Source organism: Mycobacterium sp. NGS27, assembly GCF_059813005.1.
Window position 1 is genome coordinate 588274 of record NZ_JCALDT010000003.1, and the last position, 15561, is coordinate 603834.

A 15561-nucleotide genomic window follows, 5' to 3' on the forward strand; every position below is an offset into this window, starting at 1 on the left:
CTGATACCAGATACGGCGAGCGGTCGCAAGTATTTCGCGGCGGTGTCTTATGCGTTGAATCCGGTGTTGGACAACGGCATTGGGGTTGGGGCGCTCAGTGACGCGACAGCAGCTGCCGCACCGGGCGCAACTGGCGACCGTCGCGGCCGGGGGCCCACGCTCCGATCGCCACGGCGGCAAGGGCAACGATCGCGGCCATGGTGATCGTCGAGGCGTGCAGGGCCGCCAGGAACGCGGACTTACTGATGTCGGCCAGCTGTCGCCCCTGGGGTCCGAGCCGGCCGGCGATCTCGACGGCCTTGGCCAGCGAGTCGGTGGCCTGACCCCGTACCGGTGCGGGGAAGCCCGCCAGCCTGGGCGCAAGCTCGTGCGAGTAGCGGCCGGCCAGGATGGAGCCGGCCACCGCGATGCCCAGCGCGCCGCCCATCTCACGCGATGTGTCGTTCACGGCGGAGGCCACACCCTGCTTTTCGTCGGGGACCGCCCCCATGATCGCCGAAGTGGTCGGCGCCGTGCAGATTCCGATTCCGGTGGCGAGAATCAGGGTGGGCCAGGCGAATTCGGGATAGCTCGAATGCAAACCCAGCCGGTACATGCACCCGAACCCCACCGCCATCAGCAGTGTGCCGACGAACAGCACCAGGCGCAGCCCCAACTTGGGCACATACCAGAACGATAGGGCCGAGAAGATGCCCAGCGGCACCATGAACGGCCCGAAGGCGATCGCGGTCGCCAGCGCGGAGTAGCCCATGATCTGCTGCACGTATTGCATGCCGATGTAGAAGAACCCGAAGGTGGCGCCGAACAGGATGACGATCGCGGTGACCCCGGTGGCGAAATTGGGGTCGGCGAACAGCCGGACGTCCAGCAGTGGTTGCCGGCCCCGCAGGGCCAGGCGCAATTCGAGAGCGCCGAACCCCGCGGCGATCACCGCACCGACGACGAGCCCGCCCCACACCACCGGGTCGCTCCAGCCGCGGGCGGGCGCTTCCAGGATGGCGGCCACCGCGATGGCGACCGCAGCGCCGATCAGGATTGCGCCCAGCGCGTCGACCCGGGGAGCGCTCGCGTCGCGCGACGACGCGATGGTGCAGGCCAGCGCGAAAATCACCAGGCCGGCGATGCCCAGCGACCAGAAGATGGCGTGCCAGTCCCAAAAGCGGAGCAACACACCGGAACCGAGCATGCCCAGGACACCGCCGGAACCGGCCGTGCCGGCCCAGATGCCAACGGCCTTGGTGCGGTCATCTTTTGGATAGGCTACCGTCAGCAGCGACAGCGTGGCGGGCATGACGAACGCGGCGCCGATCCCCGCTACCGCGCGGCCCGCGATGATCTGGGACGGATTATGCAGCAGCGCGGGTGCCATCGAGCCGATCGAGAACACCAGCAGCCCGGTGAGCAGCGCGCCGCGCCGGCCGTAGCGGTCACCGATCGCGCCCGCCGGCAGCAGCAGGCACGCTAATGCCACGGTGTATCCATCGACGACCCAGTTCAGCTGCGAGGCGGTGGCCGAGGTGGCCACCGCGAGGTCGCCGAGCGCGGTGTTCAGCGCCGTCATCGACGCCACCACCAGGGCTACGGCCATGCAGGCGACGGCCAGCGTCCAGTTTCGTGCCCGCAGGCTGTCGCCGACGCCGATCGCGTCAGTACGCTGGTGCTGGTCAGACCGAACGAGGGTGTCGACCATGCGGTGCGCCTCCTAGCGAGGGTGCGGAGTTTCGAGACCAACAGTCTTGTAGATAGACCGATAGTCTCGTATCGAAACCGGGAGGTGGGTCACAATTACCGCCGAGACGTCCGACCCGCGCCCCGCGAGGTCGCGGGCCAGGCTGCTGGAAGCCGCCGTCACGCTGTTGCGTGCCGGGGGTCCCAGCGCGGTGACCGTCGAGGCCGTCACCCGCACCGCCAACGTGGCCAGGGCGACCCTGTATCGCCACTTCCCGAGCGGAAACGATTTACTGGCAGCCGCTTTTAACAGCCTGATCCCGGCGTCGCCCGCCCCGCCGGCGGAGGGTTCGCTGCGCGACCGCCTGGTCGCGGTGGTGCTGGCCCAGGCCGAATCCGTGGCGCAGGCGCCCACCCTCATGACCGCGATGTCCTGGCTGGCGCTGGGACGCGATCTGGAGGGCCTGCCCGAGCCGCGGCGCAGCGGCAACGCCGACAGCGCGGCGATCACCACCCTGCGTGAGCGCATCGCCCAGCAGTACGCGGAGCCCTTCGACGCCATCTTCGACAGCCCGGAGGCCGCCGAACTGGGGGAGGTGGACCGGTCGCGTGCGATCGCCCTGCTCATCGGGCCCCTGGTCTTGGGCCGGCTGTCCACCTTGCCCGATTTCGACTACCGGCAATGCGCGCTGGAGGCCGTCGACGGCTTCCTGCACGTCCAGTGCGCCAGATCCGGCGCGACGACTGTCGAATCGGCGGGCGTCTGAGGGCCGGCGCCTCGCCGGCTAGGCGCTTCTGACTAGCGCGTTTATCCTCCGGTGCTACCGTCCGCGAGGCGGGTGGGGCGGATTCGGACTCAGATCCGGGGTAGTAGGTCAAATTGAAACGGTTAGTTTGAAGCAGCTGATGAGCCACGCTATGCCGGGCCAGAGCGCCCGCGAAATCTGGGCTTGGTCTCTCGGCCCCGCAGCGCTACAATGGTCGTGATCCTGGTGGGAGCAGAGCTTACCGCTAGGAGGCTTGGATTCGTTCGGCCAACGAAACCAAGCAACCACAGTGGAGGGTCCCGACGACCAGAGTGGCGCATATCGCGAGCCCCGAAATCATAATTTCGAGTCAGCGGCCACTTGCATCGTCGGTAAAGAATCACTGTTGGATAGAGTGCTCGCCTCCGCGCTTGAATGCCCCGGCTACTGCCGGGGCATTCACCGTTTGCTGGCAAGACGATCCGCTATCTGGTTCAGCGCCGAGCCGTCCATATCTTTGTGGCCCTCTGACCTGCCCTGATGTGTGAGTCGGGGTAGATATTCACGTAACCGTCTTGGGCCACTGCCCACACAGTCGCCGTTGCAAAGATCATGCGCTTGTGCCGCCCCGCGTTAGTGTCCCAGTGATATCCGATGGGGAGCGCGAAGTCCCATATACGCAGTGCCTCACCCGATGGGCTAGTTCCATGCCTTGCACCTGGGTGTGCAGGTGTCCATGTGCCTGTCGTCTCCGACAGCCAACGCCCACTACTACGCCCATACGTTCTGCGAAATGCAGTTCGGCCGTCTTCCGTGTCGAGTCGGCTGCCCTCCACCACCTTCCTGTCGAAGACATGTAGCGGGAGGACACGCGGGTCGTGATAGCTGGTGCAATCGGAAGGGGCCGCCGCCATCATTGTTCTCAGCTCGGCGGCTGTGTCAGCCCCGTCCTGCAGCGTGTGATAAACCGCCCTGTGGCGAACGAAATGTTGCAGTGGGAGGCAATCCCGTTTTGTAGGCGGATCCCGCCGTGGGTCATGAAGCACAAACACCGCCCCACGGCTAAGAACGTAGCAATTGTTAAGGCTCAAGTCCCGGTAGAGCTGGTTTGCGTCGACAGGATGAAGTACGTTGACCGACCGCGCACCGCCACCGTCGATACTCAGCTTGCGGGACTTTGTGCGGCGGGTAATCAGGTTTGCCCCAAGGTCAGCGGCTTCCTGCCCCAACGTGCGTCGCAAGCGCTGCTCATACTCGCTATCGCGCGGATGGAGCACCAACCAGATCTTTGGCCCGCGCGTAGTGGATGTCCCTTGCGTGGGACGTCTAGGTCGACTCATGCTCTCGCCCGAAACGCCACGGAGGCAGGGATCTGTACGGCTTTAAGCTCGCTCGGCCTCATGACCGCCACGCAACGCAACAAGAACCGCCGCAATTCCTCCGCTTCTATATGGTCCGGCGATGCGCGCTTGCTGGCCGAACTAGCGAACGTATCCTCGGGCATCTCCAGGCCCTGTTTTCTGAACCAGGTCGAGAGAATATCGACGGCGTTGGACTTGACGAGCTGGTTCCATGGCTTCCGCAGGTCTGGTGGCAATGCGAGCGTGCCATGTCCATGCTGCACCCACTCATCCAGTTCACGATCCGTGTGCTGATTGGCAAAGTCTTGTCGCCATGCCGCCATGTCGTCCGATGAAATCGTGGGAAGCCGCAGCCTATCGCCTACTTCGTCCGCCGCAACGCGAACTGCCCGGGAGCCGTCCCACACGTAAACCCCGTCCCAGGTGTAGTCAAGCACGGCATCCCACAGGTCAGTCCTAATCCTTCCCGCCCCCACAATGGGTTGGCCCTTCCCCTCCTGGGCTTCCGCCCCCTCGGCAGCATCGGGAGCGATCAGTCGCGCCCGCAGCGGCCAGGTGGTTTCGTCGAGTTCGACCAAGTCGGGAATCAAGCGAATCGCCTCAGTAAAGGTGGTCACGCCGTAGTCGCGTTCGTCGAACTCCCGTGCTGTCGCCTGCAGGATCCGGTTCTTCAATACGCCGGTTGTCATGGATTCCCAGTCCGCGCGCCCGGGTTTCTTCGCCGCTTCAAAAGCGCTCAGCACGAGTGCGCGCAGGGTGTCCAGCGGGCGTTCGCCCGGTTCCTGCGGCGATGTTTGATCCGTATCCACAAGCGGCATTTTGTCATGCGGCCGCCGCATGTGGACGCCGCTTTTACTCGGTCAGTCGAGCAGTGGGGCGATATCGCGGCACGTCCAGACCCGGTTTTCGGTCCCGGCTGCCATCGCAGGGGTAGTCTTGCGGCCACCAGCGTCGTGGTGAGCGTGGCGGGGGCCCGGGCGAAGTTGTAGTACATATAATGCAGGGAAACGGCGTGGGCAAGATTCTCGACCTTCTTGGAGAAGCCGGTGGTAGGCGGGTGAAGCGGCGCATCCCCAGTCCGCACGGCGAGGTTCTGGCGCTCGACGTAGGACGTGCTGGTCTCGTGTAGGCGACTCGCCGTTGACCTTCCCAACGTGGATTTCAGTGCACACGGCGGGGCTGTAGCGGCGCTCGTTGCCCTCCCCGGCAGGGGCGTCGTAGATCTTGTGGAACATGGCGTAGTCGATGTCCCCGTGAAACGCGCTCTCGACAGGGTTCACGCTTCAAACTGACGCCGCTCCCGAGATCGCGGCCGAATTTTGTCGGGGCACGATCTTCAGGCATACTGTTCAGGTTGCCTTGAGCCGGGTTTGCGCCTGGTCGGGCATACGACCAGCGTCCAAACGGGCGCGTCCGGTCCCATCCTTTGAGAGCGACGAATTTCGATCGCGGATGAGGCTGCGTGAGGGTGACACGCCCGACCGCGGGGGCCGGTGGACCACGACAGGTAAACAGCGGCGCAGTATCCGGCGCAACGCTCGATCGGCCCAGAGTTGGCCGGCCCGATCGGCGCGCCGGTGGCACCAGGCCCGGATTCGGGCCTCAACAGGAGTGAGGGTAGGAGAAGCGTGGCGGGACAGAAGATCCGCATCAGGCTTAAGGCCTACGACCATGAGGCTATTGACGCGTCGGCGCGCAAGATCGTCGAGACCGTCGTCCGCACGGGTGCCAGTGTTGTAGGTCCGGTGCCGCTGCCGACTGAGAAGAACGTGTATTGCGTCATCCGCTCCCCGCACAAGTACAAGGACTCGCGGGAGCACTTCGAGATGCGCACACACAAGCGGCTGATCGACATCCTCGACCCGACGCCGAAGACCGTCGACGCGCTGATGCGCATCGACCTTCCGGCCAGTGTCGACGTCAACATCCAGTAGGAGATCCAGACTCATGGCAAGAAAAGGCATTCTGGGTACCAAGCTGGGCATGACGCAGGTGTTCGACGAGAACAACAGGGTCGTGCCGGTGACGGTCGTCAAGGCCGGCCCGAACGTGGTGACCCGGATCCGTACCCCCGAGCGCGACGGCTACAGCGCCGTGCAGCTGGCATACGGCGAGATCAGTCCCCGCAAGGTCAACAAGCCGGTGACCGGTCAGTACGCCGCCGCGGGGGTGAACCCGCGCCGGTTCCTGGCCGAGCTGCGGCTGGAGAACCCCGAGGCGGTCGCGGAGTACGAGGTCGGCCAGGAGCTGACGGCGGAGATCTTCGCCGACGGCGCCTACGTCGACGTCACGGGAACCTCGAAGGGCAAGGGCTTCGCCGGCACCATGAAGCGCCACGGCTTCCGAGGCCAGGGCGCCAGCCACGGTGCCCAGGCGGTGCACCGCCGCCCGGGCTCGATCGGTGGCTGCGCCACCCCCGCCCGGGTGTTCAAGGGCACCCGGATGTCGGGCCGGATGGGTAGCGACCGGGTGACCGTCCAGAACCTGTTGGTGCACAAGGTCGATACCGAGAACGGCGTGCTGCTGATCAAGGGCGCGGTCCCCGGCCGCACCGGTGGACTCGTCGTGGTCCGCAGCGCGGTCAAACGAGGTGAGAAGTGATGGCACAAGGCTCCAAGACGCTCAAGATCGACGTCAAGACGCCGGCCGGCAAGGTCGAGGGCTCGATCGAGCTGCCGGCCGAATTGTTCGACGCGCCGGCCAATATCGCGCTGATGCACCAGGTCGTCACCGCGCAGCGCGCGGCGGCGCGGCAGGGCACGCACTCGACCAAGACGCGCGGCGACGTCAGTGGCGGCGGCCGTAAGCCGTACCGGCAGAAGGGAACCGGGCGGGCCCGCCAGGGTTCGACGCGGGCCCCGCAGTTCACCGGCGGTGGCGTCGTGCACGGTCCCAAGCCACGCGACTACAGTCAGCGCACCCCCAAGAAGATGATCGCCGCGGCGTTGCGCGGCGCGTTGTCCGACCGGGCCCGCAACGGCCGCATTCACGCGATCACCGAGCTGGTCTCCGGTCAGACGCCGTCCACCAAGAACGCCAGGGCGTTCCTGGGCACGCTGACCGACCGCAAGCGGGTGCTGGTCGTGATCGGCCGCAGCGACGAGGCCGGCGCCAAGAGCGTGCGCAACCTGCCGGGCGTGCACATCCTGGCCCCCGACCAGCTCAACACCTATGACGTGCTGCGCTCGGACGACGTGGTGTTCAGCGTCGAGGCGCTAAACGCCTACATCGCCGGGGCCACCGGCGGTGCCGCCGATAAAGATGTGGAGGTTTCGGCGTAAATGGCGACCATCACTGACCCCCGCGACATCATTCTGGGCCCGGTCATCTCGGAGAAGTCGTATTCGTTGCTCGACGACAACGTGTACACGTTTGTGGTGCACCCCGATTCGAACAAGACGCAGATCAAGATCGCCGTCGAGAAGATCTTCTCCGTCAAGGTCGCGTCGGTGAACACCGCGAACCGGCAAGGTAAGCGCAAGCGCACCAGGACCGGGTTCGGCAAGCGCAAGAGCACCAAGCGGGCCATCGTCACGCTGGCGCCGGGTAGCAAGCCGATCGATCTGTTCGGGGCACCGGCGTAGCCGCCGCGAGAGGAAACCTGATTAGACATGGCAATTCGTAAATACAAGCCGACGAGCCCCGGCCGTCGCGGCTCGAGCGTGTCCGATTTCTCCGAGGTCACCCGTTCCACCCCGGAGAAGTCGCTGGTGCGCCCGCTGCACGGCCACGGTGGGCGAAACGCGCACGGCCGCATCACCACCCGCCACAAGGGTGGTGGCCACAAGCGCGCCTACCGGGTGATCGACTTCCGCCGCAACGACAAGGACGGCGTGAACGCGAAGGTCGCGCACATCGAGTACGACCCGAACCGGACCGCCAACATCGCGTTGCTGCACTTCCTGGACGGCGAGAAGCGCTACATCATTGCGCCGCAGGGGCTTTCACAGGGCGACGTGGTGGAGTGCGGCCCGAACGCGGACATCAAGCCGGGTAATAACCTGCCGCTGCGCAACATCCCGGCCGGTACCGTGATCCACGCCGTCGAACTGCGACCGGGCGGTGGCGCCAAGCTGGCGCGGTCGGCCGGGTCGAGCATCCAGCTGCTCGGTAAAGAGGGCACCTACGCGTCGCTGCGTATGCCCAGCGGTGAGATCCGCCGCGTCGACGTGCGCTGCCGCGCCACTGTCGGCGAGGTCGGCAACGCCGAGCAGGCGAACATCAACTGGGGCAAGGCCGGCCGGATGCGGTGGAAGGGCAAGCGCCCTTCGGTTCGTGGTGTGGTCATGAACCCGGTGGACCACCCGCACGGTGGTGGTGAGGGTAAGACCTCCGGTGGTCGTCACCCGGTGAGCCCGTGGGGCAAGCCCGAGGGCCGCACCCGCCACCCGAACAAGGCCAGTAACAAGCTCATTGTCCGACGCCGGCGCACCGGCAAGAAGCACGGTCGCTAGGAAGTCAGGAGTAGCACATGCCACGCAGCCTGAAGAAGGGCCCGTTCGTCGATGGCCACCTGCTCAAGAAGGTGGACACGCAGAACGAGAAGAACACCAAACAGGTGATCAAGACATGGTCGCGGCGTTCGACGATCATTCCTGACTTCATCGGCCACACCTTCGCCGTCCACGACGGACGCAAGCACGTCCCGGTGTTCGTCACCGAGTCGATGGTCGGCCACAAGCTTGGTGAGTTCGCGCCCACCCGAACCTTCAAGGGACACATCAAGGACGACCGGAAGGCCAAACGGCGATGACCACAACGGAATTCCCATCGGCGGTGGCCAAAGCGCGTTTCGTGCGGGTGTCGCCGAGAAAGGCGCGCCGGGTGATCGACCTGGTGCGCGGCCGCTCGGTGGCCGACGCGCTGGACATCTTGCGCTGGGCGCCGCAGGCCGCCAGCGAGCCGGTGGCCAAGGTGATCGCGAGTGCCGCGGCCAACGCGCAGAACAACGACGGGCTGGACCCGGCGACCCTGGTGGTCGCCACCGTCTACGCCGACGAGGGACCTACTGCCAAGCGCATCCGTCCGCGCGCCCAGGGCCGCGCGTTCCGGATTCGCAAGCGCACTAGCCACATCACGGTCGTGGTGGAAAGTCGGCCGGGCAAGGACCAGGGGTCGGCGAAGTCGGCGCGGACCCGTCGCGCCGAGGCCAGCAAGGCCGCCTCGAAGGCGCCCGCCAAGAAGGCGCCGGCCAAGAAGGCGCCGGCCAAGAAGGCCGCCACCAAAGCGCCCGCCAAGAAGGCCGCACCGAAAGCCGAAGCCAAGACGTCTGAGACCTCTGACGCGAAGGGAGGCTCAGACTAGTGGGCCAGAAGATCAATCCGCACGGCTTCCGGCTGGGCATCACCACCGACTGGAAGTCACGCTGGTACGCCGACAAGCAGTACGCGGACTACGTCAAGGAGGACGTCGCGATCCGGCGGCTGCTGTCGACCGGCCTGGAGCGCGCCGGGATCGCCGACGTGGAGATCGAGCGCACCCGTGATCGGGTCCGGGTCGACATCCACACCGCGCGTCCCGGCATCGTCATCGGCCGTCGCGGCACCGAGGCCGACCGGATCCGCGCCGACCTGGAGAAGCTGACCGGCAAGCAGGTGCAGCTCAACATCCTCGAGGTCCGAAACCCGGAATCCCAGGCGCAATTGGTGGCCCAGGGCGTCGCCGAGCAGCTGAGCAACCGGGTGGCGTTCCGCCGGGCGATGCGCAAGGCCATCCAGTCCGCGATGCGTCAGCCCAACGTCAAGGGCATCCGGGTGCAGTGCTCCGGACGTCTCGGTGGTGCCGAGATGAGCCGCTCGGAGTTCTACCGCGAGGGCCGGGTGCCGCTGCACACGCTGCGCGCCGACATCGACTACGGGCTGTACGAAGCCAAAACGACCTTCGGCCGGATCGGCGTGAAGGTGTGGATCTACAAGGGCGACATCGTCGGCGGCAAGCGCGAATTGGCCGCCGCGGCTCCGGCGGGCGCCGAGCGCTCGCGCCGCGAGCGTCCGTCGGGCACCCGTCCGCGTCGCAGTGGGGCGTCGGGCACCACGGCCACCAGCACCGAAGCCGGTCGCGCCGCGGCGAGCGCCGAAGAGGGAGCAGCCGCCGCGACCCAGACCGCACCCGCTGCAGAACCACAAAGCACGGAGAGCTGAATCATGTTGATTCCCCGCAGGGTTAAACACCGCAAGCAGCATCACCCCCGCCAGCGCGGCATCGCCAGTGGCGGCACGGCGGTGAACTTCGGCGACTACGGCATCCAGGCTCTGGAGCACGCCTACGTCACCAACCGGCAGATCGAGTCCGCTCGTATCGCCATCAACCGGCACATCAAGCGTGGCGGCAAAGTGTGGATCAACGTCTTCCCCGACCGCCCGCTGACCAAGAAGCCCGCCGAAACCCGGATGGGTTCGGGTAAGGGCTCGCCCGAGTGGTGGGTCGTCAACGTCAAGCCGGGCCGGGTGCTGTTCGAACTCAGCTACCCCAACGAGCAGACCGCCCGCGCGGCTCTGACGCGTGCAATCCACAAGTTGCCGATCAAGGCACGCATCGTCACTCGAGAGGATCAGTTCTGATGGCAGTGGGAACTTCGCCTGGCGAACTGCGTGAGCTCACCGAAGAGGAGCTGACCGAGCGGTTGCGCGAATCCAAGGAAGAGCTGTTCAACCTGCGTTTCCAGATGGCGACCGGGCAGCTCACCAACAACCGCCGGCTCCGCACGGTGCGTCAGGAGATCGCGCGGGTCTACACCGTGCTGCGCGAACGAGAACTGGGCTTGGCTTCCGGGCCCGACGGTAAGGAATCGTGATGGCAGAAGCCAAGAAGGCCGCCCCTAAGAAGGCCGCCGCAACCGAGGCCGCGTCGAAGGACAAGGGCCCCAAGCACACTCCGGCCAACCCGAAGGTGCGGGGTCGCCGCAAGGTGCGCATCGGCTACGTGGTGAGCGACAAGATGCAGAAGACCATCGTGGTCGAGCTCGAAGACCGCGTGCGTCACCCGCTGTACGGCAAGATCATCCGGACCACCACCAAGGTCAAGGCGCACGACGAGAACAGCACCGCCGGAATCGGCGACCGCGTCTCGCTGATGGAGACCCGCCCGACGTCGGCGACCAAGCGTTGGCGGCTCGTCGAAATCCTGGAAAAGGCGAAGTAAGCCCTTTCAGCTAGCGGCAGCGAACGCCCGGCCCCGGGTGTAGTCTGCGGCGATGGCGACTGGGTCGGGGCAGTTCAACGGGAAGATCGAGCTCGACATCCGGGACTCCGAACCGGATTGGGGGCCCTACGCCGCGCCGACGGCACCGCCGAGCGCGCCCAACGTCCTGTACCTGGTGTGGGATGACACGGGCATAGCGACCTGGGACTGCTTCGGTGGCTTGGTCGAAATGCCCGCCATGTCGCGCATCGCCGAGCGCGGCATCCGGCTGTCGCAATTCCACACCACCGCCCTGTGTTCGCCGACCCGGGCGTCGTTGCTCACCGGCCGCAACGCCACCACCGTCGGCATGGCCACCATCGAGGAGTTCACCGAGGGCTTCCCCAACGCCAACGGCCGCATCCCGTTCGAAACCGGCCTGCTCTCCGAGGCTCTCGCCGAACGCGGATACAACACCTACTGCGTGGGCAAGTGGCACCTGACGCCCCTCGAGGAATCGAACCTCGCCTCGACCAAGCGGCACTGGCCGACCTCGCGCGGCTTCGAACGGTTCTACGGATTCATGGGCGGGGAGACGGATCAGTGGTATCCGGACCTGGTCTACGACAACCACCCGGTGACGCCGCCGGGCACCCCGGAGGACGGTTACCACCTGTCGAAGGACATCGCCGACAAGACCATCGAATTCATCCGCGACGCCAAAGTGATTGCGCCGGAGAAGCCTTGGTTCTCCTACGTATGCCCCGGCGCCGGGCATGCGCCGCATCACGTCTTCTCCGAATGGGCGGACCGCTACGCCGGCAAGTTCGACATGGGCTACGAGCGATACCGCGAGGTGGTGCTTGAGCGACACAAGGCGCTGGGCATAGTGCCGGCCGACACCGAATTATCGCCGGTGAACCCGTATCTCGATGTCAAGGGGCCGAGTGGCGAGCCGTGGCCGCTGCAGGACACAGTGCGGCCCTGGGATTCGCTGAACGACGAGGAGAAGAGGCTGTTCTCCCGGATGGCCGAAGTGTTCGCCGGGTTCCTGAGCTACACCGACGCCCAGATCGGCCGGATCCTGGACTATCTCGAGGATTCGGGGCAGCTCGATAACACCATCATCGTGGTCATCTCCGACAACGGCGCCAGCGGCGAGGGCGGCCCGAACGGATCGGTCAACGAGGGCAAGTTCTTCAACGGCTATATCGACACCGTCGAAGAGAGCATGAAGATGTTCGAACACTTAGGCGGCCCCGAGACCTACAACCATTACCCGATCGGGTGGGCGATGGCCTTCAATACGCCCTACAAACTGTACAAGCGCTACGCCTCCCACGAGGGCGGCATCGCCGACACGGCAATCATCTCGTGGCCCAAGGGAATTCCCGCACACGGGGAAGTCCGCGACAACTACGTCAACGTCTGCGACATCACCCCGACCGTCTACGACCTGCTGGGCATGACGCCGCCGGAGACCGTCAAAGGTATCGTCCAGAAGCCGCTGGACGGCGTGAGCTTCAAAGCGGCCCTTGCCGATCCGGGTGCCGACACCGGCAAGAGCACCCAGTTCTACACCATGCTGGGCACCCGCGGCATCTGGCACCGGGGCTGGTTCGCCAACACCGTGCACGCGGCCACCCCGGCCGGCTGGTCGCATTTCGACGCCGACCGCTGGGAACTGTTCCACATCGAGGTCGACCGGAGCCAGTGCCACGACCTGGCAGCCGAAAACCCGGACAAACTCGAAGAACTCAAGGCGCTGTGGTTCTCGGAGGCGGCCAAGTACAACGGGTTGCCGCTGGCGGATCTGAACATCATGGAGACGCTGACGCGGCAGCGGCCATATCTCGTCAGCGAACGCAACAGCTATCTTTACTACCCCGATTGCGCCGATGTGAGCATCGGTGCCGCCGCCGAAATCCGCGGCCGGTCGTTCTCGGTGCTGGCCGAGGTGTCCGTCGACACCACCGGCGCCGAGGGCGTGCTGTTCAAGCAGGGCGGCGCGCACGGCGGGCATGTGCTGTTCATCCAGGATGGTCGGCTGCACTACGTATACAACTTCCTCGGCGAGCGCCAGCAGGAGGTCTCCTCGTCCGGCGCGGTGCCCCTCGGCCGACATCTGTTCGGCGCCAGCTATTTGCGCACTGGAACGGTCGAGAACAGTCACACGCCGCTGGGCGACGTCACCCTGTTCATCGACGACCAGGTCGTCGGCACGCTGGCCGGCGTGATCACCCACCCCGGAACCTTCGGGCTCGCCGGTGCCGGTATCACGGTCGGCCGCAACGGCGGGTCGGGTGTGTCCAGCCGTTACAAGGCGCCGTTCACGTTCACCGGCGGTACCATCACCCAGGTCACCGTCGACCTGTCCGGCCGGCCCTACGTGGACGTGGAAGCCGAGATCGCGCTTGCCTTTTCGCGGGACTGACGTGTCGGCACGCGAAAAGCCGGCGAATCGGTGCCGGTACCGGCTTGCCAGGCAAACAAACTCCGGATGAACTGGTGCGGCTCCCGGCTGCGCGTCGAAGTTTGCGCGTAGTGCGACGCGGGGGCCGCCGAGCCTGCGGACCGGTTTCGCTGGCCCGGCGCGCAGCGCTGGGGCCGTCAGCGAAAATTACCTCGACATGACGAATTTTCAATCTTCACCCGTGCTGCACGAGAGTTCGCTAGCATCCGTCCTCGAGTGTCCGGATTCCTCACGGAGGTGTTGACCGATGACCCACCAAGCGCCACCTTCGCCACCGCCTCCGGCGCCGTCGGAGCAACCACCTGCGAAACCTCCTGTTTCGACCGCGCCCGACCGGCGCAAGCGGCGCAGGGTCGTTGCCGTGGCCGCAGTCGCGGGCTTCGTCGCCGTGTATGCGCTGTCACTGTTCGGCGTGCATCTGCTGGCGAAATCGGGAGGCCCGCTCAAGCCGCCCGACCTCAACGCCACCAATGACACCGTCGTGCTGGTGCGGCTGGAAAAGCTGGACACCACCGCGAACCGATTGACGGTGAAGGTGCTGGTGATCCCTGAGGAGTCGATGTTCGACAAACGTCTCGAAGTGCTCAAGACCGACACCGCAGTGCGGATGGATCCCCCGAACGACCTCGGCGACTTGCAGTATCCGGCCGGCAAGTCGCCAGCGCAGGTCACGACTACCATCGAGGCACACGGCGACCCGAACAATTGGCCGTTCGATTCCTACCGCACCGACACCCTGTCCGCCGATGTGCTTGTCGGCCAGGGGGATGCGCGCCGCTACGTACCGGCACGGGTGGAGGTGACCGGCGGCTTGGATGGCTGGGACGTCAGCGTTCAGCGCGTCGGCGAAGCCAGTCAGGACTCGGATCGCGCCGACAACGTCGTCATCACCTTGCACCGGGCCAAGGGGCCGCTGATCTTCGACTTAGGCATCTGCTTGGTGCTCTTCGCGCTACCCGCATTAGCCTTCGCCGTGGTGATCCAAATCGCCTTGGGCAGAAGGAAATTCGTTCCGCCATTCGTGACGTGGTTCGCCGCCATGTTGTTCGCGGTCATCCCCATTCGCAACTTCTTGCCAGGTGCGCCCCCGCCGGGCGCGTGGATCGACCAAGTGCTGGTGATCTGGGTGCTGATCGCGTTGGTCGCGGCGATGGCTCTTTACATGCTCACCTGGTATCGGCAATCCGATTAGGGCGGTCGACCGGCGTAGCCTGACGGGGTGCTAAGCGAGCTGGTCGACCTCCCGGGCGGTTCCTTCCGCATGGGCTCGACGAGCTTCTACCCCGAAGAGGCGCCGATCCACACCGTGACGGTGGGTCCGATTGCGGTGGAACGGCATCCGGTGACCAACGCGCAGTTCGCCGAATTCGTCGACGCTACCGGGTATGTGACGGTGGCCGAGCAGCCGATCGATCCGGCGCTGTACCCGCGAGCGAACCCGGACGAGTTATGTCCGGGCGCAATGGTTTTCCGGCCGACACCCGGGCCGGTCGACCTGCGCGACTGGCGACGGTGGTGGGAGTGGGTGCCGGGGGCGAGCTGGCGCCACCCGTTCGGGCCCGATAGCGATGTCGCGGACCGCGGCGACCATCCGGTCGTGCAGGTGGCGTACCCGGACGCGGCGGCCTATGCGCGCTGGGCCGGCCGGCGGCTGCCGACCGAGGCCGAGTGGGAGTACGCGGCCCGGGCCGGGTCCACGACGACGTACTCCTGGGGAGACGAGGCCACGAGCGCTGGCCGATTGATGGCCAATACCTGGCAGGGCGATTTCCCGTACCGCAATGAGGGGGCGCGCGGCTGGGTGGGAACCTCGCCCGTTGGGACGTTCGCCCCCAACGGCTTTGGGCTTGTCGACATGATCGGCAACGTGTGGGAGTGGACGGCGACCGAGTTCGCCGCGCATCACCGGCTCGATCAGCCGCCCAAGTCCTGCTGCACCCCGTCGGGTCCCGCCAATCCGTCCGTCAGCCAGACCCTGAAGGGCGGCAGCCACCTGTGCGCGCCCGAGTACTGCCACCGCTACCGTCCCGCGGCCCGGTCGCCGCAATCGCAGGACTCCGCGACGACCCACATCGGATTTCGCTGCGTGGCGGACCCACCGTCGGCGTAACAAATCCGCCGCACCGCGCTCGCCAGTTGCGTCCGAGACGCGAGGGGGGCAGGGCCCCGGGCTCGCAGGTTGTCGGCGGCCAAT

At 66.0% G+C, this 15561-nt stretch carries 17 protein-coding genes and 1 pseudogene; 15 read left to right on the forward strand and 3 right to left on the reverse strand.

The genetic code is table 11. The annotated features are described in order from the left end of the window. Positions 1-94 precede the first annotated feature (94 nt). Positions 95-1690, reverse strand: a complete 1596-nt coding sequence (locus AC5Y30_RS11330; protein WP_499918208.1) for an MFS transporter — start codon at positions 1688-1690, stop codon at positions 95-97. Positions 1691-1835: 145 nt separating this feature from the next. Between AC5Y30_RS11330 and AC5Y30_RS11335 the strand changes: the two genes are divergently transcribed. Next, complete coding sequence (locus tag AC5Y30_RS11335) at positions 1836-2435, forward strand: TetR/AcrR family transcriptional regulator (protein ID WP_499918270.1); 600 nt, start codon at positions 1836-1838, stop codon at positions 2433-2435. A gap of 1315 nt (positions 2436-3750) precedes the next feature. Here the strand turns inward: AC5Y30_RS11335 and AC5Y30_RS11340 are convergent. Together AC5Y30_RS11340 and AC5Y30_RS11345 are read right to left on the reverse strand one after the other, a co-directional pair. Then, positions 3751-4584 carry an OST-HTH/LOTUS domain-containing protein gene (locus tag AC5Y30_RS11340; protein ID WP_499918209.1) on the reverse strand — a complete coding sequence of 278 codons (834 nt, stop codon included), beginning with the start codon at positions 4582-4584 and terminating at the stop codon, positions 3751-3753. 51 nt (positions 4585-4635) lie between these two features. Further along, positions 4636-5055 (reverse strand): annotated as a pseudogene (locus tag AC5Y30_RS11345) (IS1 family transposase); the annotation flags it as partial. 348 nt (positions 5056-5403) lie between these two features. Between AC5Y30_RS11345 and rpsJ the strand changes: the two are divergent. The 14 genes from rpsJ (at position 5404) to AC5Y30_RS11415 (ending at position 15477) form a co-directional block, all read left to right on the forward strand. Then, positions 5404-5709 carry a 30S ribosomal protein S10 gene (gene rpsJ, locus AC5Y30_RS11350; protein ID WP_003873519.1) on the forward strand — a complete coding sequence of 102 codons (306 nt, stop codon included), beginning with the start codon at positions 5404-5406 and terminating at the stop codon, positions 5707-5709. Between the two features lie 13 nt (positions 5710-5722). Next, positions 5723-6376: a 50S ribosomal protein L3 gene (rplC, locus tag AC5Y30_RS11355; RefSeq protein WP_499918210.1), complete on the forward strand. Its 654-nt coding sequence runs from the start codon at positions 5723-5725 to the stop codon at positions 6374-6376. Continuing rightward, entirely contained in the window at positions 6376-7056 is a 681-nt protein-coding gene (gene rplD, locus AC5Y30_RS11360; protein ID WP_499918211.1) for a 50S ribosomal protein L4, read from the forward strand. The genes rplC and rplD overlap by 1 nt, the downstream gene beginning before the upstream one ends. Continuing rightward, complete coding sequence (gene rplW / locus AC5Y30_RS11365; RefSeq protein ID WP_067350595.1) at positions 7057-7359, forward strand: 50S ribosomal protein L23; 303 nt, start codon at positions 7057-7059, stop codon at positions 7357-7359. A gap of 27 nt (positions 7360-7386) precedes the next feature. Further along, the gene (gene rplB / locus AC5Y30_RS11370; RefSeq protein ID WP_007773586.1) at positions 7387-8229 is read left to right on the forward strand and encodes a 50S ribosomal protein L2; all 843 of its coding nucleotides are present in this window, start codon (positions 7387-7389) and stop codon (positions 8227-8229) included. A 17-nt stretch (positions 8230-8246) separates the two neighbouring features. Beyond that, on the forward strand, positions 8247-8528 hold the full coding sequence (gene rpsS, locus AC5Y30_RS11375) for a 30S ribosomal protein S19 (RefSeq protein WP_008260806.1): 282 nt from the start codon (positions 8247-8249) through the stop codon (positions 8526-8528). Further along, entirely contained in the window at positions 8525-9079 is a 555-nt protein-coding gene (gene rplV, locus AC5Y30_RS11380; protein WP_499918212.1) for a 50S ribosomal protein L22, read from the forward strand. The genes rpsS and rplV overlap by 4 nt, the downstream gene beginning before the upstream one ends. After that, the gene (gene rpsC / locus AC5Y30_RS11385) at positions 9079-9915 is read left to right on the forward strand and encodes a 30S ribosomal protein S3 (protein ID WP_499918213.1); all 837 of its coding nucleotides are present in this window, start codon (positions 9079-9081) and stop codon (positions 9913-9915) included. The genes rplV and rpsC overlap by 1 nt, the downstream gene beginning before the upstream one ends. A gap of 3 nt (positions 9916-9918) precedes the next feature. Then, positions 9919-10335 (forward strand): 50S ribosomal protein L16, encoded by a 417-nt coding sequence (gene rplP / locus AC5Y30_RS11390; protein WP_007773582.1) that lies wholly within the window; start codon positions 9919-9921, stop codon positions 10333-10335. Further along, positions 10335-10568: a 50S ribosomal protein L29 gene (gene rpmC, locus AC5Y30_RS11395; protein ID WP_066999296.1), complete on the forward strand. Its 234-nt coding sequence runs from the start codon at positions 10335-10337 to the stop codon at positions 10566-10568. Before rplP ends, rpmC begins: the two co-directional genes overlap by 1 nt. Next, a complete protein-coding gene (gene rpsQ, locus AC5Y30_RS11400; RefSeq protein ID WP_067833783.1) occupies positions 10568-10915 on the forward strand; it encodes a 30S ribosomal protein S17 in 348 nt (115 codons plus the stop codon). The genes rpmC and rpsQ overlap by 1 nt, the downstream gene beginning before the upstream one ends. 52 nt (positions 10916-10967) lie before the next feature. Continuing rightward, on the forward strand, positions 10968-13328 hold the full coding sequence (locus tag AC5Y30_RS11405; RefSeq protein ID WP_499918214.1) for an arylsulfatase: 2361 nt from the start codon (positions 10968-10970) through the stop codon (positions 13326-13328). Positions 13329-13614: 286 nt separating this feature from the next. Further along, positions 13615-14559 (forward strand): DUF4436 domain-containing protein, encoded by a 945-nt coding sequence (locus AC5Y30_RS11410; RefSeq protein ID WP_499918215.1) that lies wholly within the window; start codon positions 13615-13617, stop codon positions 14557-14559. 27 nt (positions 14560-14586) lie between these two features. Further along, positions 14587-15477, forward strand: coding sequence for a formylglycine-generating enzyme family protein (locus AC5Y30_RS11415; protein WP_499918216.1), 891 nt, complete (start codon positions 14587-14589; stop codon positions 15475-15477). Positions 15478-15561: the final 84 nt, after the last annotated feature.